Annotated in this window: 18 protein-coding genes and 2 tRNA genes; 7 read left to right on the top strand and 13 right to left on the bottom strand. The window is 70.8% G+C overall.

Annotated features, from left to right (window positions below):
* Nucleotides 1-104: 104 nt before the first annotated feature.
* The 4 genes from BKA00_RS38405 to BKA00_RS30870 all read right to left on the bottom strand — a co-directional run bounded on the left by BKA00_RS38405 (nucleotide 105) and on the right by BKA00_RS30870 (nucleotide 3,224).
* Nucleotides 105-653 (bottom strand): alpha/beta hydrolase, encoded by a 549-nt coding sequence (locus BKA00_RS38405; RefSeq protein WP_221493354.1) that lies wholly within the window; start codon nucleotides 651-653, stop codon nucleotides 105-107.
* Nucleotides 654-836: 183 nt separating this feature from the next.
* Complete coding sequence (locus BKA00_RS38400; RefSeq protein ID WP_221493353.1) at nucleotides 837-1,607, bottom strand: alpha/beta fold hydrolase; 771 nt, start codon at nucleotides 1,605-1,607, stop codon at nucleotides 837-839.
* Between the two features lie 279 nt (nucleotides 1,608-1,886).
* Nucleotides 1,887-2,099, bottom strand: a complete 213-nt coding sequence (locus BKA00_RS30875) for a DUF397 domain-containing protein (RefSeq protein ID WP_185031036.1) — start codon at nucleotides 2,097-2,099, stop codon at nucleotides 1,887-1,889.
* 252 nt (nucleotides 2,100-2,351) lie between these two features.
* The gene (locus tag BKA00_RS30870; RefSeq protein WP_185031034.1) at nucleotides 2,352-3,224 is read right to left on the bottom strand and encodes a helix-turn-helix domain-containing protein; all 873 of its coding nucleotides are present in this window, start codon (nucleotides 3,222-3,224) and stop codon (nucleotides 2,352-2,354) included.
* Between the two features lie 873 nt (nucleotides 3,225-4,097).
* On the opposite strand from BKA00_RS30870, the gene BKA00_RS30865 reads away from it, so the two are divergent.
* On the top strand, nucleotides 4,098-5,585 hold the full coding sequence (locus tag BKA00_RS30865; protein WP_185031032.1) for a Crp/Fnr family transcriptional regulator: 1,488 nt from the start codon (nucleotides 4,098-4,100) through the stop codon (nucleotides 5,583-5,585).
* Between the two features lie 104 nt (nucleotides 5,586-5,689).
* Here the strand turns inward: BKA00_RS30865 and BKA00_RS30860 are convergent, their stop codons facing one another.
* The gene (locus BKA00_RS30860) at nucleotides 5,690-6,985 is read right to left on the bottom strand and encodes an ATP-binding protein (RefSeq protein WP_230298990.1); all 1,296 of its coding nucleotides are present in this window, start codon (nucleotides 6,983-6,985) and stop codon (nucleotides 5,690-5,692) included.
* Nucleotides 6,986-7,207: 222 nt separating this feature from the next.
* Between BKA00_RS30860 and BKA00_RS30855 the strand changes: the two genes are divergently transcribed.
* Nucleotides 7,208-8,089, top strand: a complete 882-nt coding sequence (locus BKA00_RS30855; protein WP_185031028.1) for a LysR family transcriptional regulator — start codon at nucleotides 7,208-7,210, stop codon at nucleotides 8,087-8,089.
* A gap of 1 nt (nucleotide 8,090) precedes the next feature.
* On the opposite strand, the gene BKA00_RS30850 is transcribed toward BKA00_RS30855, so the two are convergent.
* The 3 genes from BKA00_RS30850 to BKA00_RS30840 form a co-directional block, all read right to left on the bottom strand.
* Complete coding sequence (locus BKA00_RS30850; protein WP_185031026.1) at nucleotides 8,091-9,041, bottom strand: glycerophosphodiester phosphodiesterase; 951 nt, start codon at nucleotides 9,039-9,041, stop codon at nucleotides 8,091-8,093.
* Between the two features lie 117 nt (nucleotides 9,042-9,158).
* The gene (locus BKA00_RS30845; RefSeq protein WP_185035011.1) at nucleotides 9,159-10,847 is read right to left on the bottom strand and encodes an adenylate/guanylate cyclase domain-containing protein; all 1,689 of its coding nucleotides are present in this window, start codon (nucleotides 10,845-10,847) and stop codon (nucleotides 9,159-9,161) included.
* Between the two features lie 84 nt (nucleotides 10,848-10,931).
* Nucleotides 10,932-12,353, bottom strand: coding sequence for an amino acid permease (locus BKA00_RS30840; RefSeq protein ID WP_221493352.1), 1,422 nt, complete (start codon nucleotides 12,351-12,353; stop codon nucleotides 10,932-10,934).
* A gap of 274 nt (nucleotides 12,354-12,627) precedes the next feature.
* Here BKA00_RS30840 and BKA00_RS30835 point away from each other — a divergent pair.
* A tRNA-Asp gene (locus tag BKA00_RS30835) sits at nucleotides 12,628-12,705 on the top strand.
* A gap of 20 nt (nucleotides 12,706-12,725) precedes the next feature.
* Nucleotides 12,726-12,799, top strand: a tRNA-Phe gene (locus tag BKA00_RS30830).
* Nucleotides 12,800-13,258: 459 nt separating this feature from the next.
* Here BKA00_RS30830 and BKA00_RS30825 read toward each other — a convergent pair.
* Nucleotides 13,259-14,674 (bottom strand): DEAD/DEAH box helicase, encoded by a 1,416-nt coding sequence (locus tag BKA00_RS30825; protein WP_185031024.1) that lies wholly within the window; start codon nucleotides 14,672-14,674, stop codon nucleotides 13,259-13,261.
* A 338-nt stretch (nucleotides 14,675-15,012) separates the two neighbouring features.
* Entirely contained in the window at nucleotides 15,013-15,216 is a 204-nt protein-coding gene (locus tag BKA00_RS30820) for a cold-shock protein (RefSeq protein ID WP_089315009.1), read from the bottom strand.
* 388 nt (nucleotides 15,217-15,604) lie between these two features.
* Here BKA00_RS30820 and BKA00_RS30810 point away from each other — a divergent pair, with 388 nt between their 5' ends.
* Nucleotides 15,605-15,934: a helix-turn-helix domain-containing protein gene (locus tag BKA00_RS30810; RefSeq protein ID WP_185031022.1), complete on the top strand. Its 330-nt coding sequence runs from the start codon at nucleotides 15,605-15,607 to the stop codon at nucleotides 15,932-15,934.
* A gap of 226 nt (nucleotides 15,935-16,160) precedes the next feature.
* Here the strand turns inward: BKA00_RS30810 and BKA00_RS30805 are convergent, their stop codons facing one another.
* Together BKA00_RS30805 and BKA00_RS39420 are read right to left on the bottom strand one after the other, a co-directional pair.
* Nucleotides 16,161-16,574: a hypothetical protein gene (locus tag BKA00_RS30805; RefSeq protein ID WP_185031021.1), complete on the bottom strand. Its 414-nt coding sequence runs from the start codon at nucleotides 16,572-16,574 to the stop codon at nucleotides 16,161-16,163.
* Nucleotides 16,495-16,824, bottom strand: a complete 330-nt coding sequence (locus tag BKA00_RS39420; RefSeq protein ID WP_230298993.1) for a site-specific integrase — start codon at nucleotides 16,822-16,824, stop codon at nucleotides 16,495-16,497. Before BKA00_RS39420 ends, BKA00_RS30805 begins: the two co-directional genes overlap by 80 nt.
* 61 nt (nucleotides 16,825-16,885) lie before the next feature.
* Between BKA00_RS39420 and BKA00_RS30795 the strand changes: the two genes are divergently transcribed.
* A complete protein-coding gene (locus tag BKA00_RS30795; RefSeq protein WP_185031019.1) occupies nucleotides 16,886-17,146 on the top strand; it encodes a hypothetical protein in 261 nt (86 codons plus the stop codon).
* Between the two features lie 79 nt (nucleotides 17,147-17,225).
* Here the strand turns inward: BKA00_RS30795 and BKA00_RS30790 are convergent, their stop codons facing one another.
* On the bottom strand, nucleotides 17,226-17,624 hold the full coding sequence (locus tag BKA00_RS30790) for a hypothetical protein (RefSeq protein ID WP_185031017.1): 399 nt from the start codon (nucleotides 17,622-17,624) through the stop codon (nucleotides 17,226-17,228).
* A 295-nt stretch (nucleotides 17,625-17,919) separates the two neighbouring features.
* On the opposite strand from BKA00_RS30790, the gene BKA00_RS30785 reads away from it, so the two are divergent.
* A complete protein-coding gene (locus BKA00_RS30785; RefSeq protein ID WP_185031015.1) occupies nucleotides 17,920-18,882 on the top strand; it encodes an esterase/lipase family protein in 963 nt (320 codons plus the stop codon).
* Nucleotides 18,883-18,968 lie beyond the last annotated feature (86 nt).

Below are 18,968 nucleotides of genomic sequence, written 5' to 3'. Positions count from 1 at the left end.
CGGGGTGACGCGCGCCCTCAGGCCGATCGCCCTCCGTAGGCGACACGCTCCGCGAGAGCCCCGAGGAACTTGATCCGCGCCGCCCCGCCCCGGACGGCGGCCGGTCAGACGGCCGGGCAGGTGGTGCCGGGTGGAGGCAGGGTGAGGGTGGTCAGGTACGCGTCGATCGTGTTCTGCATGCAGGGACCGCGGTCGTAGCTGCCGTGGCCCGCGCCCGCGTACGTGAGCAGGCGGCCTGCGGGGCCGAGTTGCCGTGCGACGTTCCGGGCCCAGGCGTAGGGCGTGGCGGGGTCGTGGACGGCGTTGGCCAGCAGGATCGGCGCGCTCCCGCGGACGCGCAGTCGGTGCTGCGGGTTGCGGACGGGCTGCGGCCAGCCGAGGCAGGCGGAGATCGCCATGACGGGACGAGCGAACGTCATGTCGGGGGCGACCCGCTCCGTGCGCCGCATGAGCTTCGCGTACTCGCCGTAGTCGCGGACGGGCAGGCTCCAGTCGGAGCAGAACTGCGCGGTGAAGGGGTCGGTGGCGGTCTCACCCGCGGCCGGGGCGGCCACCGGACGCGAGCCGGACCCGAGAGGCGGGGTCGCGTCCAGCGCGGCCAGCTTCGACGCCAGCCCCGCCCAGTCGGGACCGTAGAAGCTCTTGTAGGCCATCAGAACGAGGCTGAACTCCGGCAGCGCAGCGCCCGGTGACGAGGGATCGGGCAGGTTCCCGCGGGCGGCGCGGGCGCGGAGGCCGCGCCAGACGGCCCTGACGTCCTTGCCGTGCAGGGCGCACTCCTGGGTGCGCCCGCACCAGGCGACGAACTGGTCGAAGGAGTCCTGGGCGGCGGCGAGTTACGACGTCAGGAATCGCCGGGCGTCGGGGATGCTGTGGTCGTCCACGCTCTCCAGCACCATCGCCCGGACGCGTTCCGGGAACGTCTCGGCGTACATCTCGCCCAGCAGCGTGCCGTAGGAACTGCCGTGGAAGGTCAGCTTCGACTCGCCCAGGGCGGCGCGGATCGCGTCCACGTCCCGGACGGTGCTGAGCGTGTCGGCGTGGTCGTAGAGCGGGCCGGTGCGGGCGCGGCAGTCGGCCCGCAGGCGCGCGTTGTGGTCGAGGGTCGCGCGGAACCGCTCCGCACTCTCGATCATCGGCGAGGGGGCGGCCCTGAGCAGGTCGGCCGAGCACGTCACCGGATGGCTGGCGCCGATGCCGCGCGGGTCGAAGCTGACGATGTCGAAGCGCCGGCGCAGTTCGTCGCTGAAGCGGTCGATCCCGTTCTCGACCCTGGTGACGCGCTGGACGCCGGAGTCTCCGGGACCGCCGGGTCCGAACACGAGGGTGCCGACGCGCGCGTCCGGGTCCAGGGCCTTCCGGCGCGCGATGGCGAGGCCGAACGCGGGGCCGTCCGGCCGGGACCAGTCGATCGGCAGCCGCAGGGTCGCGCACTCGGCCTTGCCGTCGTCGCCGCACGCCCGCCAGTCGACGGCGGACGGCGAGCGCGGCGCGGACGGTGCGGCGGACGGTGCGGGCGAGGCGGTGGCGGGTGGCGCGACGCCGGCCAGCGCCACGGCCCCTGCCGCGACCGCGCCCAAGACGGCGAGCCTGTTTCCGCGCAGCATGGAGGTCCTTCCGGTGGGGACGTCAGGGCCCGCGTCCTCGGAGGCGGGCGGCGGTCCCCGGCCCGGCCGTGGCCGGGACCGCTGACGATCAAGCTAGGGGCGGTCCCCGCACCGGAACAGGTCGATCAGGGGCGATTCAGGGTCGGTTCAGGGTTCGCTCAGGGGCGGACCGGAACCGCCCGTTCGCCCGCGTTTTCATCAAGATTCGCCAATCAGTACGTCACAACGTCGTGGTATTCGACAATTCCTGAGGTTGGCGGGAAAATTGAGTCCAATGACTCAGCGACCGTCCAGGTCCCCGTTCTGAATCGTGTTCAGGAGGGCCTGCCACTGCGCGGGAGCGAGGGCGAGGAAGCCGGCGGAGGGGTTGCGCGAGTCGCGGACCAGAACCGACGGCCCGGAGGCCGCCACCTCGACGCAGGCGTTCTCGTCACCGCTCACGCTGCTCTTACGCCAGTTCAGCACCACCCTCGGGGTCGACCGGTACACCATCCAACCTCCATCCGTTGCCGACGCGTGCGGCCTCACCGACCGTTCGGACGAGGAAACAAGCGCGGGGCGGGCGACCAAGTAGGGCATGACAAACCACGACCTTGTGGAAAATTTCCCGATCACGAGTGTAAACGGTTCTAGTTATCCCGCCTACAAGGGAACACAAGATCACCCTGCGTGCTATGACGGCCACTCGCCTTGTGGGTACCGGATGCGGCGGTCACCTCCCGGCCGGGTCGGTTGCGAACGGGGTCAGCCCATGAGTTCCTCGGCGGCCTGCCGCATCAACGCGACCGACTCGTCCGCCGACAGCGCCTGCTCCAGCAGCAGCTCGAAGGTGTCGCGGTACTCGGCGATCCGGAGGTCCTCGCCGGTGACCATCACGCTGGCGCCCGACCGCCCCTCCAGGTACAGGACGTCGTCGAGGTCGCCGTCGAACTCCAGGAGGCTGAACGGCCCTTCCAGCCCGAGGTGCGCCCCCGTGCTGAACGGGATGATCCTGACGGTCACCAGACCGTCCCGCTCGCACACGTCCGCGATGTGGTTCAGCTGGGCGGGCATGATCGCCGGGTCGGTCTTGATTCCGACATGCCGGCGGATGACGGCCTCGTCGATGATGTAGTGCTGGCGCGGCGGGTTCTGCCGCTTGGCGAACTCCTGCTGGCGCTGGATGCGCAGCTTCGCCGCGAGCACCCGCGCCTGCTCGGAGACCTTGCCGGTGGCCAGGACCTCGGCGTACTCGGGCGTCTGGATGAGCCCCGGGACGACCGTCCCGTGGTACTGCCGGATGAACGCCGCGCCGGCGGAGTATCCGACATAGGAGAGGAAGGTCGGGTCCAGATCGCCGCGGTAGGCGTTCCACCAGGCGGGTTCCCGCGCGCCGCGGGCGAGCGCCTGGAGGCGCTCCTGGCGCCCCTCCGAGGTGACGTCGTACACCGTGAGCAATGCCTGCAGATCGGTACGGGTGATGGCGTTCTTGCCGCCCTCCACCCGGATGAGCTTGGACGGGGACCACTCAAGCTGCCGTGCCACCTGCTCCTGCGTCAGCTTCTTCTCTTTGCGCAGGCGGACGAGCTCGGTGCGCAGGAGCGCACTCTGGACTATGGGGCCCTGGTCACTGACCATTGGTTCGCTCACTCTGAGTAGTGCATGCCACCCAACTGGATGCTACATGGCAGACGGGGACCTGGCATCCCACTCCCCGACACGACGCTACATGTCCCGGACATCTGATCTTCGCTCCGCCCACCAGACCCCGCCATATCGCCCAAAACTCGCGTCGGTAGCTTCCAGAGTGCTGCATACCGTCGGACTCTGTTGTAATGTGCTACATAGCAGATTAGCAGACGACGTGATGCAACAAGACGCGTTGCCACATCCGAGCAGAGATGAAGTTGAACACAGGGTGAAGGCCCGGGTCGGGGACGGCGCGCCACGGCCGGGGCGAACCGCAGGCGGACACGGGCCGGCCGCAGGCGGTGGAGGGAAGGGCCGCACGCGCCACACGGGGAGGCCGCAAGGGGAGACGAGAGTCCGGCGACGCCAGAAGCGGCGGCACCGGGCGGGGAAGACAGAAGAGGCGATACCGCGAAGGCAACAGAGTCGCCCGCCGCTTCCCGCCGATCAGAGGTCTGGCAGCCACGACGATCGGAGGGAGAGCGGAGAGCGACTCCCGGGGCCGCACGAGACAGCCCGGCCGATCCGCGCCCATCCTCTGCGAAGACGCAGAAAGATCCGCGCTGACCTGCCAAAACGTCTCTGCGGACTCATCTAGTCTAACCGCGACCACGCGGTGCGGACCATAGGTGATGTGACTCCGGTCACCCGCAGGCCATACCGGACCTACCCGGCGGCCCGCGGACTCCGGAGTCGCGATTCGAGGCATGGGGTCCCTGACATGTCCAGACAGCACGTACCGTCCCCCACCTCCGCCGTCCACCCCACGAGTCCGGCGGGCCCGCCGACGCCCGCGCGGCCGGGCGCCGGGCGGGTGGGCCGATGAACGAGCACGCCCGCCACCACGACCCGGACAAGATCGTCCCCAACGAGGTCGTCCCGCGGCAGCGGTCCGTCCGGCTGCGGGCCGACGGCGCCCGGCGGCCCGGCTTCTGGAACGGGCTCACCACCGCCGAGCGCGCCGCCTTCCTCGCGCGGGCGCGGGAGGTCGTCCACCCCGTCGGCGCCGTGCTGTGGACCGAGGGCCAGGACGCCGACCACACCTTCGTGATCAAGTCGGGCTCGGTGCGGATCTCCGTGGAGCGCGACGGACGCGAGCGCTTCGTCGCCTTCCGCGGGCCCGGTGACATCATCGGCGAGCGCGCCGCCCTGCTGCTGCGCCGGCGCTCGGCGACCGTCGTCGCCATGGACGTGCTCCACGTCCTGTGCCTGACCACGCAGGAGTTCGTCGCCTACCTGAGCGACCACCCGCACGTGGTCGCCGTCCTCGAACGCGAGATGTACGACCGGATGACCGAGCAGGGGCCGGGCCGGCCGCCGCGGCGCGCCCAGACCCCCGGCGGCGCGGCGCACCCGTACGGGCCCGCCGCGCAGTACGGGGCGCCGCAGCCGTACGCCGTGGCGCAGCTGCCGGTCACCCCGAACTACCCGTACGCGATGGCCGGGCCGTTCGTGGTGGCCGCCCCCTGCGCCGTGCCCGACCCGCGGGCCGGCGGCACGACCCGCGTCGTGGAGCCCGCCGCCGCGATCAACGGCGCGAGCGCCGCGTCCGACGCGGCCCCGACCGTCCCGTGCCGCACCGTGCCCGCCGGCTCCCTGCCGCCCGGCAACTCCCGGGCGCCCGCCCGCTCCCTCCGGCAGGCCCTGGAGGCCGTCGTCGAGACGTCCTGGGAAAGCCCGACGCAGCCCATGGTGCTGCCGGGCGGCGACACCCCGTCCTGGGCCGGCCAGAACTGCACCATCGTGTACACCGACGTGGCCGGGTTCAGCTCGCCCGCCCGCAACGACGCCGACCGGATCGGCGTGCGCCGCGCCATGTACCGGGCCCTCCGCGAGGCGTTCGAGGAGTCGGGCATCCCCTGGGACGCCTGCCACGTCGAGGACCGCGGCGACGGCGCGCTCATCGTCATCCCGCCGCAGGTCCCGACGGCCACCGTGACCGACCCCATGCTGGTCTCGCTCGGCCTGCGGCTGCGCCGCCACAACCACCGGGCGGCCGGGGCCGTCCGCATCCAGCTCAGGGTCGCGGTGAACGTCGGGCCCGTGATGCCCGACCCGCCTGGCGTGTCCGGCTCGTCCATCATCACGACGGCCCGGCTCCTCGACGCCGGCCCGCTCAAGGACCGGCTCGCCGCGACCGGCGCCGACCTCGGCGTCATCGCGTCCCGGTTCGTCTACGACTCGGTGATCGTCCCGAGTCCCGGCCACGTGGCCGCCGCCGAGTACGAGCGGATCACCTGCCGGGTGAAGGAGTCGCACCTCGAAGGCTGGATCCACCTGCGCGGCCTGGCCGCCCATCCGGCGGGCTGACCGCCGTCCGCCGGCCCGTCCCCCGCGCGGGCCGCCCCGGCCCGCCATGCGCCCGCGCGCACCGCCGCCGCGGGTTTCTCCGCTTCTGACGTCCCCGCGGCCCGCTAGCCTCCCGGCCCGCCGCCGTGGTTGCGCGGTATCCGCAGGACGAACCGGGCGCCGCGCTCGCTGTCCTCGATGGTGAGGCTGCCGCCGTGCAGCCGCGCGATCTCCCGGGCGATCGGCAGGCCGAGCCCGGTGCCCCCCGGATCGCGGGCCTTGCTGTCCTCCAGGCGGGCGAAGCGCTGGAACACCAGGTCCCGGTCCTTCTCGGCGACGCCCGCACCGTCGTCGACGACCTCGAGCACGGCCGTGTCGCCCTCCCGCGCCACCGTGATGTCGACGCGCGACTCGGCGTGCCGCTCGGCGTTGTCCAGCAGGTTCGTCAGCAGGCGGACGAGCCTGAGCCGGTCCCCGCGCACCGTCACGCCCTCCTGGAGATGCGGGACGATCCGCTTCGTCCGTTCCGACCTCGCCACCTCGATGGTGACCAGCGCGCCGAGGTCGATCGTCTCGACCTCCTGCCAGGCGGCGGCGTCCAGCCGGGCGAGCTGCAACAGGTCCGTCACGATCGCCTGGAGCCGCTCCAGGCTCTGCAGGACGCTCCGCGCCGTCCGGGGCCAGTCGACGTCGTCGGGGTACAGCAGCGCCTCCTCGATCTGGGCGCGCGCGGCCGCGATCGGGCTGCGCAGGTCGTGGGAGGCGTCGGAGGTGAAGCTGCGCTGCCGTTCGAGGGCGCTGTCCAGCCGGTCCAGGGTCGCGTTCGCGGCCTCCGCGAGCCTCCTGATCTCGTCCCGGCTCTCCGGCACCGTCACCCGGCGGCCCGACCGGTACGCGGTGATCTCCGCCAGCTCGGTGCGGATCGCGTCCACCGGGGCGAGGGTCTGGTCCACCGTCGCCCACGCGCGCAGGCAGCCCAGCAGGATCACCAGCAGCGAGACGCTGGCCAGGAACATGATCAGTCCGGGGCTCACGTACCAGGGGACGATCGGGACGGCGGCGTAGATCAGCCAGTCGCCGCCGGGTTTGAAGACGCGGAAGCCGATCACCCACAGGCACCGGTCGCGCCGCACCGGCGAGCAGACCTTCCGGGAGGAGTAGACGCGCGTCTGCGACGGGACGAAGCGGGCGAGCGGCCGGAGGGCCGGCGCCCGGCCCGGCGTCCCCGCGATCACCCGCCGGTCCTCGTCCATGACCTGGAGCATCACGCCCGGCGTCCCGTCGATCCGCCGCGGCACGGGCTCGCGCCGCAACGCGTACGACAACCGGAGCGCCGCCGCGGTCGCCTCGCCGCGGGAGGAGTCGGTCTCCGAGCCGCGCGCCTCCACGAGGATCAGCGTCGTCACGATGGCACAGATCACGGCGGTGACCGTTCCGGCAATAACGGTCATCCGCACCCGTATGGGCCATGTGCGCCGTCCGTACACCCGACCTCCCGCAGGTGAGGTAATCACCGCACACGCCCGGATCAGTCCTCTGAACAGCAGCGATGCGGCCAAGACCGGCAAAAGAAATGGTTGCCGGACCGACCGGTCACTCAGAAGCCAGGGCGATGGGAAGCGCCGCGATTATCATGTCCGGTTATGGAGCTGCGGCAACTTGAGTACTTCGTGGCGGTTGCGGAGGAGGCCGGCTTCACCCGGGCCGCGGCGAGGCTGCACGTGGCCCAGCCCGGCGTGAGCGCCCAGATCCGGCAGCTGGAGCGGGAGCTCGGCCAGCCGCTGTTCGACCGTTCCGGCCGGACCGTCCGGCTGACCGAGGTCGGCGCCGCCGTCCTGCCCTACGCGCGGGCCGCGCTCGCGGCGGTCGAGGGCGCCGGGCGGGCGGTGGACGAGCTGACGGGCCTCCTCCGCGGGCACGTCACGATCGGCACGATCGACTGGATCCGGTCGCTCGACCTGCCGGGGATGCTGGCCGGCTTCCACCGCGACCACCCCGACGTGGAGATCACCGTCGTCCAGGAGGACTCCGCCGCGCTGACCGAAGGGCTCCGCACCGGACGGATCGACCTGGCGTACCTCAGCCTCGGCGCCGACCCGCCCGAGGGCCTCGCGACGCGGGTCGTCATCGAGCAGGAGCTCGTGGCCGCCGTCGCCCGCGCCCACCCGCTGGCGCGCAGGTCCACGATCACCCTGCGGGCCCTCGCCGGGGAGAGCCTGATCTGCCTGCCGAAGGGCACCGGGCTGCGGTCCGTCCTCGACGCGGCCTTCGCGGACGCGGGCCTGCGCCCGCACGTGGCGTTCGAGGCGGGCGAGCCGCCCGTGCTCGCGGAGATCGCCGCGCACGGCCTCGGCGTCGCCGTTCTGCCCGAGTCCGCCGCCCGCGACCGCCCGGACGGCCTGCGCGCGCTCCCGGTCGTCCGGCCGCGGCTGACCGGGCGGATCGCCCTGGCCTGGCGCGCCGAGGGGCCGCGCGGCCCGGCGGCGCGGGCGCTGATCGCCCGCGCGCGCCGGTGGCCCGCCTGAATCAGGCCGCCCGCTCGGCGGAGTCGTCCAGCACGCGGTGCAGGACGTCGGGCCTGTTGGTGATGATCCCGTCCACGTCGAGGTCGATCGCCCGCTCCATGTCGCCGGGGTCGTCGACCGTCCAGGTGAGCACGTCCATCCCGGCGTCGTGGACCTCGTCGACGTAGTCCTCGGTCAGGCCGCCGAAGGGCGGATTGACCTGGTCTGCGTACTTCGCGAGCTTCGGCAGATCCGCGGCCTTCGGGGTACCGAGCAGGCCGGTCGGCACCCTCGGCAGGACGGCGTGGAACCGCCGCACCGAGGCCCAGTCGAACGACTGGACGACGAGGCGCCGCTCCCGCGGGTCGTACCGGAGCCACGACGGGGACCGCCTCAGCTCCGCCGCGATGCGCCGCTCGATGCCCGGGTACAGCTCCGGGTTCTTGATCTCCAGCAGCAGGCCGAGGCCCCGTCCGCGCATCGCGGCCAGCACCCGGCCGAGCGTCGGGACGCGCTCGCCCGCGTACCGCTTCGAGAACCAGCCGCCGGCGTCCAGCCTCCCGATCTCGGCGAGGGTGAAGTCGGCGACCTTCCAGGGCCCGCGGCCGGGGTAGACCTCCTCCGCGTCCGTCGTCCGCGCGAGGGTCGTGTCGTGCAGGATCACGAGCTGGTGGTCCTTCGTCTCCTGGACGTCCAGCTCGAACATGTCGGCCTTCCCGGCCTCGGCGTGCCGGAACGCCGCGAGCGTGTTCTCCGGCGCGTACGCGGACGCGCCGCGGTGCGCGACGTCCAGGACGCCGGCGTCCGGATCCGGAGCCCGCGCCGGCGCGGTGCGCGGGCGCGGTTCCGGGGCGCCCGGCAGCACGGACAGGGCCGGGTCGGGGCCCGGACGGGCGCCGGCGGGCGCCACCGGGACGGCGACGGCCGCGGTGGCCAGGACGGCGATGAGCGCGAGACGATTCCGCCGGTGCATCAGTCACCTCTCGGGAGCCGGGGCTGTCCGCCCCAACCCTCGGACCGTCCGGTGACACCCGAGTTACGGATCGGTAGCAGACCGTGTACCGAAGGTGACGATACGCATCGGGTCCCGTCAGGACGAGTCAGACACGGCCGGACCGCCGGAATGCCCTCCGGGCTCCTCCGCGCTCCCCGGCTCCCCGCCCCGCGCGCCCTTGGCCGCCTTCGCCACCACCAGCGCGCCGAACAGCAGCCTCCTGCTGCGCCTGAGCGGGCGCGGGAGCCTCGTCCGCCCCGCCTCCGGCTCGGGCCGCGGCGCGGGCACCACGGGACGCGCAGGGCGGCGGGGCGTGCCCAGCCGTGTCGGACGGCTCCGCCCGCGCAGCGTCACCGACCGCCCGAGGTCCCACTCGTCGGACTCGGCGAGGTGCGCCAGCTCCAGCACGGTCGCCGACGCGAGCACCCGCCCCTCCTCGTCCTTGGCGAGGTCGCTGAGCCGGGCCGCCTCGTTCACCGGATCGCCGATCACCGTGTACTCGAACCGCTCCTCCGCGCCGATGTACCCGGCCACGACCGGCCCCGCGGACACGCCGATCCCCGCGTCCAGCATGGGCACCTCGGCGCGCAGCCGCACCGCCAGCTCGCGGGCCGCGCCGAGCGCCCCGCCGGCCGAGTCCTCCACCTGCGTCGGCGCCCCGAAGATCGCCAGCGCCGCGTCCCCCTCGAACTTGTTGATCCAGCCGCCGTGCTTGGCCACCGCCGACACCACGACGCCGAAGAACCGGTTGAGCAGCCCCACCACCTCGTCCGGGCCGCGCGTGTCGGCCAGCCGCGTGGACCCGGTCAGGTCCACGAACAGCACCGCCACCTCCCGCGTCTCGCCGCCGAGCGTGACGACGCCGCGCTCCAGCGCCAGGCCGGCGACCTCCTCGCCGACATGCCGCCCGAACAGGTCGCGCAGCCACTCGATCTCCCGCAGCCCCGCGACCATGTGGTTGAAACCGGCCTGCAGCTGCCCGACCTCGCTCGCGTCGTACACGTCCACCTCGGCGCCGAGGTCCCCCCGCTCGACCTGCGCCATCCCGCTGCGCACCGCCTTGATCGGATCGGCGATCGCCCGCGTCGCCATGTAGATCACGCAGACCCCCGCCAGCAGCGCGGCGCCGCCGAGTCCGAGGATCGTGATCGCGAGCTGGGTGACGTTGATGTCCGGCGAGGCCAGCGCGGCGATCGCGACGCAGATCAGCCCGAACACCGGGATCGCCGTCCCGAGTGCCCAGGCGAGCATCACCCGCGTCGTCACCCCGGGCAGCCGGAGCCTCTTCGGGCGCTCCGCGCCCAGCACCAGCGCCGCCGCCGGCCGCAGCAGCCGCTCCGACAGCAGGTAGACGATCGTGCAGGTCGTGCCCGCGCCGAGCAGGCAGGTCAGCCCCGTCTTCACCGCCAGCCGCCCGGTGAACAGCATCAGGTCGAGCGCCGCCCAGCCGAGCGCCCCGACCGCCCACAGCGCCCCGACGAGCAGCGTCAGCCGCAGCGGCCCGAGCAGCACGGCCCTGCGCTGCCGCCGGTCGGGTTCTCCCCCGTCCCGGACGAACGTGACCACCGGCCGCCACAGCCACAGACCGCACAGAAGCGCCGCCGGCGCCGCGACGACCGGATAGCTGAAGAACGCCACCGCGTTGACCAGATGCACGTGGTCGCGGTCGTCCAGGGGCGGATCGGGCACCACGAAGGTCGCGAACAGCAGCACCACCAGCGAGCCGATGACGTTCGCGACGCCCACCACGACCAGCAGGACCCACCGCACCCGGATCTCAAGCATGCTGGTCACGCGCGCCTCCGGAGGAAGGAACCGCCATGGGGGATCATCCCACGGCGGGCGCCGCCCCGCCGTGGGATGCCCCCATCAGGCGCTCGTGCTCTCCTCCGCGAGCGGAACGGGGACCCGCGCCTCCTGCGAGTTGCGCCGGACGAACGGCCAGCCGACCACGACCAGCGCCCCCCAGGCGGCCATCACGTACAGCGCGATTCGCGTGTCGGCCTCCCACGCGATCGTCACGGTGACGAAAGCGAAGAACGCCAGCACCGCCCAGCTCGTGTACGGCGCCCACGGCATCCGGTACGGCGCCTTGGGCAGTTCCCCGGCCGCCGACCGCCGCCGGTAGGCCATGTGCGCGAGCAGGATGACCGTCCACACCAGCAGCGCCCCACCCGTCGACACCGACGTGATGTACTCGAACGCCTTCTCCGGCACCACCGCGTTGACGACCACGCCGATGCCCATCACCAGCGCGGAGATCACGACGGTCAGCACGGGCACGCCGCGCCCGTTGAGCCGTCCGAGCACCTTCGGCCCGTCCCCGTTGACGCCGGCCGTCCGCAGCATCCGGGACGTCGAGTACAGCCCGCCCGCGTTGCACGACGACAGCGCCGCCGTGAGCACCACGAAGTTGACGATGTCCGCCCCGCCCGGGATGCCGATCCGGTCGAACGCCAGCACGAACGGGCTCGCCCCGCCCTTGAACGCCGTCCACGGCACCACCGCGAGGATCACCAGCAGCGACCCCAGGTAGAACAACGCGAACCGCACCGGCAGCGCGTTGATCGCCCGCGGGATGTTCTTCTCCGGGTCCTTGGCCTCGCTCGCCGTCACGCCCACCAGCTCGACGCCCAGGTAGGCGAACATCACCATCTGCAGCGTCATGATCGTGGCCCCGGCCCCCTCGGGGAACACGCCCCCGTGGTCCCACAGGTTCCCGACCCGCGCGGTGTCCCCCGCGTCGCTGAACCCGAAGACCAGCACCCCGAGCCCGACCAGGATCATCATCACGATCGCCGCGACCTTGATCATCGCGAACCAGAACTCCAGCTCCCCGAAGAGCTTCACCGAGATCAGGTTCACCGTGAACAGCACCACCAGCGCCACCAGCGCCGTCTGCCACTGCTCGACGCCCGGCCACCACTTCTGGATGTACTTGCCGGCCGCGGTCAGCTCCGCCATCCCGGTCGTCACCCAGATGATCCAGTACGTCCAGGTCGTGGCGTAACCCCAGAACGGCCCGAGGAACTCCCGGGCGTACCCGGCGAACCCGCCCTCGGCCCGCCGGTACGTCAGCAGCTCGCCGAGCGCCCGCATGACGAAGAACAGCGCCAGCCCCGCCACGGCGTACGTCAGGATCAGGCTGGGCCCGGCCTTGGCGATGTTCTCCCCGGCACCCAGGAACAGCCCGGTGCCGATCGTCCCGCCGATGGCCAGCATCTGGATCTGGCGGGTCCCAAGCCCGCGTTGGTAGTCCTCCGCGCTCTGGTCTGGGAGCTTCGCGACCACGCGGCCTCCTCTCTACAGCCGCCCCCGCCAGGGGGGGAACAGCGCCACCCTCCGGTCACGCACCGTTGCGCAACCCGGACAGAGTAGGAGCCCCAAGCACAAACACGAAACACTCTTGTCCGCCCGGTTTCTCCCCGCCCGGATCGTCCCCTCACCCGCCCGGGGTAATCGAGTTGGCGCCCCCCTCGGGCATCGCGTATGCTCTCGGACGTCGCCAAGCGCCGGGAACACCGGCCAAGACACCCCTCCAGGGCCGATAGGCTCGGAGACGCAAGGTCCTGTGGAGCAGTTAGGAGTGCTCGCCACCCTGTCAAGGTGGAGGCCGCGGGTTCAAATCCCGTCAGGACCGCCAGACGCGCCGACGCGCGTCCTGGGCAGGTAGCTCAGTCGGTACGAGCGTCCGCCTGAAAAGCGGAAGGTCGGCGGTTCGACCCCGCCCCTGCCCACCTCTCTGAACTGCAAAATAGGCCCCTAGACGTCAGTCTCGGGGCCTACTTTTGTGACAGCAACGCGCCAGCGAACGACCGTCCGCCTTGCGCCTCACGGTCAGCGCGACGCAACGGGCCAGATGGGAAGCTGCTCGGCTGTAGCGCCTTCTGACAGCCTCATGGAGCAGAATGCGGAACTCTGCGGATGGCGGTCACGCTGCAGCGGGCCCGATCGCAGCGGGGCAGCTGTCGCGAACGCAGCCAAGCGACTCTGACGGCCAGCCTCACCTGTTTCCTAAGTTGGCCTCAGGCTCGTGGTGACACGACCCAGCCCAGGGGTGCAGCAGGTCGCCCAAGAAAGGATGGGCGACCGGCTGAGCCGCGAGGTGGCCGGCCCGTTGCCCTCCACCCCCGACTCCTCGCCGTCGCCTTGGCGCGACGCGCCACGGTGAAGTGCCGCGAGCGTCGACCGGTTGCCTATCTGCCGGCGCGCTCGGTTGTCGCGAATCGCTGGGAGCGGCGGTTTCGTGCGGGACGGCGGTTACGCCCGGCCCCGCTGTCTCGCCGTCCTTCGGAGGCCGGAGCGGACATGGTGATGGGGATGCCGGAGGGCGGTCGGGCACCGGTGATGCGGTTGAGTTCGGGATCGCCGGACCGCACCCGCGCGGAGTGCGGCGTGATGCCGGCCGTCACCATCATCCGGTCCATCTCACGGCGCTGCCTGGGCAGCACCAGGGTGACCACGGTGCCGGACTCGCCCGCGCGTGCAGTGCGGCCGCCTCGGTGCAGGTAGTCCTTATGGTCGTTGGGCGGGTCGACGTTAACGACCAGATCCAGTCCATCGACGTGGATGCCGCGCGCGGCCACGTTCGTGGCGACCAGGACGGAGACGTCTCCGTTGCGGAACTGCTCCAGAGTACGGTTGCGCTGCGGCTGGGACTTGCCTCCGTGCAGTGCCGCAGCGCGTACGCCGCTGCTCAGGAGGTTGCGGGTCAGCCGGTCGGCGGCATGCTTCATGTCGACGAACATGATGACGCGGCCGTCGCGGGCGGCGATGTGCGTGGTGGCATCCTGCTTGTCCGCCTCCGTGACATGCAGCAAGTGGTGCTCCATGGTGGTCACCGCTCCCGCCGACGGATCGACCGAGTGGACGACCGGGTCGGTGAGGAAGCGCCGGACCAGACGGTCGACATTGCGATCCAGCGTCGCGGAGAACAGCATCCGCTGACCACCTGGGGCGACCTGGTCGAGCAACGCGGTGACCTGCGGCAGGAAACCCATGTCGGCCATTTGGTCCGCCTCGTCCAAGACGGTGGTGCGTACGTGCTCCAGGCTGCAGGCGCCCCGGTTGATCAGGTCCGTGAGCCGTCCCGGGGTGGCGACCAGGATCTCCGCGCCGCGATGGAGGGCGGCGGCCTGCCGGGAGATCGATACGCCGCCGACAACGGTGGCCGACCGAAGCTTGAGCGACTGGGCGTAGGGCATGAGGGCGTCGGTGACCTGCACGGCCAGTTCGCGAGTCGGAACGAGCACCAGGGCCAGCGGCTTACGCGGCTCGGCGCGCCGACCGGCGCTTCGGGCGAGCATCGCCAGGCCGAAGGCGAGGGTCTTTCCCGAGCCGGTACGTCCACGGCCGAGGACATCGCGGCCGTTCAACGCGTCCGGAAGGGTCGAGGCCTGGATGGCGAACGGCTCCGCCATCCCCTGTCGAGTCAATGTGGACAGCAGGGCCGCCGGCATTTCCAACTCGGCGAACGACGCGGCCGGAGGCAGCGGCGGCGTGGAACTGACGGGAAGCGCGAAGTCGTTCTGCCGCCGGGCGGCCGGTTGGCGCGAGGCCCTGGTAGGCGAGTGAGAGAAGCGACGTTGAGACGGACGGGTGCCATGGGTCATGTGCAAGGCCTTCCTTGAAGTGGGCACGTTTCGAGGAAGACTCCACAGCCCGTGGCCGGAGCGATCGCAAGAACGAACCAAATGAACCGCGAAGCGACGCCGAAGCCGAAAAGGGCGTTGCGCGATACCGCGCGGAAGGCGGCTGAAGGACGGGCTCTGGCTGAGCGGTGTACAGCCGAGAACCCGCCGCCAAGTACTTGGGGGAGCCGCATGGCGGAACGCCATAGAAGGGCTACACCCCTGAAAGATCAGACGTGGGCATCGACAGGAAGATCGTTTCCTGCCGGCAGGCGGGTCGCCGGGCTCAGGTTCGGGTCCGGCACCGCACTGTTCGGTTTTCAGGCGGGAACGATGTTCTCCGCTTGCAGGCCCTTCTGGCCCTGCGTGATGTCGAACTGGACCTTCTGGCCCTCCTGGAGCTCACGAAAGCCCTGAGCCGCGATGTTGGAGTAGTGCGCGAAGACGTCGCTGCCGCCGCCGTCCTGCTCGATGAAGCCGAAGCCCTTTTCCGCGTTGAACCACTTCACGGTGCCGGTGGTCATGTTCGTCCCTTCCGAAAGGCTATTACGGAGCCCACACTCTGCGAGCCACGCGTCGCCGTAATGACCCCATCCGGACGGACTACCGGGGAAACAAAAAATGCGCCTGAGGTGAGTACCAGCAGGCGCACATAAGCTCATGGGAACCACAACTGCAACTATCGCCAAGCTACCACCGGTGGGTGGATCAGGCAACATGCCGCATGGCGGTGTCCGGCCGACGTGCTCCACTGGCTCGCCGTCCGATCGGAGCCAGATGACCAGATCGCGCGATCTTCCTTGTGGCTGGAGAGAAGGCCGGACAGTGGTCCCGCTGGTACGACGATGCCATCCAACTGGCCGAAGCCCGCTACGCCGAGTACCGGGCCGCGAAGGACAAGGAGGCCGGACGATGAGCACCGGACGCCGCTGGCAGGACATCAAAGCCGAAGCACACCGCCGCAACCCGGAACTGGGCGAGCCTGAGCGCCAGGCACGTGCGCGTGCCGAACTGGACGCCTACGTCGCCGGCCACCACCTCAAGGAGCTCCGCAAGGCGGTCGGCAAGACGCAGGCCGAGGTCGCCCAGATCCTGGGCGTCTCACAATCCCGGGTCTCCCAGATCGAGAACGGCGACATCGAAGCCATGGAGTTGGAAACGCTCCGCGCCTACGCCACAGCACTCGGCGGCCACGTGGACATCACCGTCAGCGTCGGCCCCCACTCAATCAAGGTCGCCTGACGCGCGAAAACTGACAGCAACAGTAGGCACCACCACCAGCCATGAGCGCATCCCGGCAGCCGGTCAGCCTCGGTCGGTGCTCGCGCGGTAGGGGTGTTGCTATAGCGGAAAAGCGGAAGGTCGGCGGTTCGACCCCGCCCCTGCCCGCACCTCGTAACCAGCGAAAACGCCCCGAAGCCACACGACCCGGGGCGTTTTTGACGACAACGCTGACGACAACAGTCCCTCATGACGGCTGCCACGGGCCGAGCGGCCGACCTCTCTCAACGAAGTCCCTGTACTCGTAACCAAGCATCCCCAGGTTGACCCACCAGCGCGGATCAGCGCCCAACTCCCGCTCGGCCAGCTCCAGCGCCTCCCCCGGTGTCGGGGCAGTGCCCATCGTCCGGGCGCCCTCTCTGTTCGCGTCCTCCGGGTAAAAGGCATCATCGCTCGGATAGAGAAGGCCGCCGTGCCGGTCCAACTCCACCGTGTCCTCAACGGCCGAGCAGCTTACGTAGAAGACGCCGCTGCCAGTTGGGTTGATCACGGCGTACCGCACTCCCCGACGCCCGCCTTCCTCAAAGCCGCCGAGGAGTTGCTCTATCCCCCGCCCGCGACGCAGAGCCCCCAGCGCAAGGGACATCGGCAGGTACCGCATCCGCCGACCCTAGATCGGCCCCAGCCCAACCCTCAAACGCATAAACGGCCCCGGACTCAGGTCCGGGGCCGTCGTGGGCAGAGGAGTCAGCCGAGGGCACCCCCGAGCTTGCGGTGGGCCGCGTTTCGTCGAGGGCCGCGTGCGCGTAGATGGTCATGGTCACCTCGATGTCGCTGTGCCCGACGATCTCTCGCACGATGTGCGGCGGGACGCCGAGGTCGAGGAGCAGCGGGACGCAGGTGTGGCGCATGTCGTGCAGCCGCATCGAGCCGGTCTCGCCGCGGCCTGAGGCGCCGAGTTACCGTCTACGCATGGACGAGGCGGAGGCGAGTGGGCGGGTATGGCGGGCGCAGGTTCGCCGCCGCTGGACCGCGGAGCAGGACAGGGACGCTTTGGCCCGTCTCATCGAGTACGACGCCGACCCGGTCGAGATCGAGTTGTACGAGCTGGCGGCTGATCCGCGGACGCTGCTCATCGACCGCGCCCAGCGGCGCCGGGCCGGTCAGCATGAGCGGCACATCCGGCGGTTGAAGGACCGAGGGCGCCCCGCCGCCGGCGCGGATGGCCGATGAGGCGGACGTCCTCCGAGGGCGGCGCGAGGAGTTCACCGCGCCCTCGCACCGAATGATCTCTATCTGTACGTGGTGAGGGTCAGCGTCTGCGGCGCCAGGCGAGGACGAACAACCCGACCAAGAGGATCATGGTGGTGGAAATGGCGATGACCTTGAACCACACATCGCCGGCGCCGGAGGTCGTGGCGGTCCCGTCCAAGGCCCGGACCTCGATCGATCTGCCGACGGCGTCCCGGCCCGGCCCGACAACGGTCCCGGAGACGGTCGTGCCGTCGGACAGAACCCACGTACCGGTGCAGTTCGGCTTCCTTCCGCCCGTACACTCCTCGACGCGCGCGGTCGTCGACTCCCCTTTCATGAAGACCCGCATCTCGTCCGCGGCCAATAGTCCGTAGATCGAGACAACGGCCACCAGGAATGCGGTGATCAGCAGCAGCGAACACCCGGATGACTTTCCCTCCGGTGTTTCACTGGTCATCTATCCTCCATGCGGTTCTGACGTCCAGGCTCCGCGTCCGGTTCACCGATTCCCTTATCGGCGCCCTCGCTCAGGCGGTACCGGCAGGAAGGTGCTCAGAGGGTCCTGCGCGGCCGCGACCTGCACGGAAGGGCGGTTGTCCGGCTCCCAGGCCTGGGATTGTTTCCGAGATTCCTCCAGCCCGCCAGGGCCCTAGGGCCCCAGAATTCCGTCGAGGCATTGAGGCCGTTCCGCCCTGTCCGCCTTGATTCGCCTTGAGTAGCTTCTCCGCAAGTTACCGAAGGGGAGGCCAATCATGACGATCACCATCCGGAGAAAGGCCGCTTTCGCCGCCGCGGGCCTCGTGATGGCGACCGGCCTGGGCCTGGCGGCATGCGACGCGACGTCCGCCCGGGAGACCAAGCTGAGCGCCGGAGACGCCAGGACCGGCCAGGCGGCCCAAAGCCTCACCGCCGCGCAGATCGCGGCCGGCTCCACCCGCGTCAGCGGGGACTCGGCGAACACGCCCGTCTACCTCATCAGGGGGTACAGGGAGAACCTCAGCGACACCAACTGCGCCGACAAGTGGACGGGCGCGGTGAAGGCGATGCGCGGCTGGGGCTGGACGGGCAAGTTCCACCGGGTCGGCTACTACTCGACCGACGAACCGAAGAACTGTGTGCGGATCGCCAAGGGGTCGACCGACACCCCCATCAAGGAGCTCGGCAGGCAACTGGCCCAGAACATCTACAAGAACTACTCGTCCAAGGGCCAGAGCGTCGACATCGTCGCGCACTCCATGGGCGGCCTGGTCGCCCGCGCCGCGATCGCCGGCTACGAGCGCCACGAACCGGGCTGGCCGCCCAAGCTGCTGATCCAGGACGTGGTCACGCTCGGCACGCCGCACCAGGGCGCCATCGTGTCGACGTTCTGCGCGTCCGACAGGCAGTGCCGGGAGATGGGCGGGATGAACTCGTTCATGAACTGGATAGGCACGCGGCTGCCCCAGGCCGACGGCGGCACCGACTGGACGCTGATCGCCACGGACAGGGACCGGGCGGTCAACTCCACCAGCGCCGCGCCGCAGTACATCGGAGCGCAGCACCGGGTGCGCTACGCCGGGATCGCCGGTCTGGGCCACAGCGACCTGCGCACCAGGGCCTCCGGTCACTACCGGCTGAACTACAGCCTCAACGACGCCGGCTGGAGGCACATCCGGAACGGCGCGCCGCCCATCCGCGTGGCCATGGACGCCATCTACTGGTCCGACAAGTGGTGAGCGAGGGCTCCGGGGCAAGTGAACAACTCCCGTCCTCCCGCCCTCGCGGGTCGCGAGAGGGGACGCGGCTCGGCGTCCCGGAAGTC

The organism is Actinomadura coerulea (assembly GCF_014208105.1).
In the GTDB taxonomy this organism is placed as follows: Bacteria; Actinomycetota; Actinomycetes; order Streptosporangiales; family Streptosporangiaceae; genus Spirillospora; species Spirillospora coerulea.
This window is presented reverse-complemented; position numbering and strand designations above follow the sequence as displayed.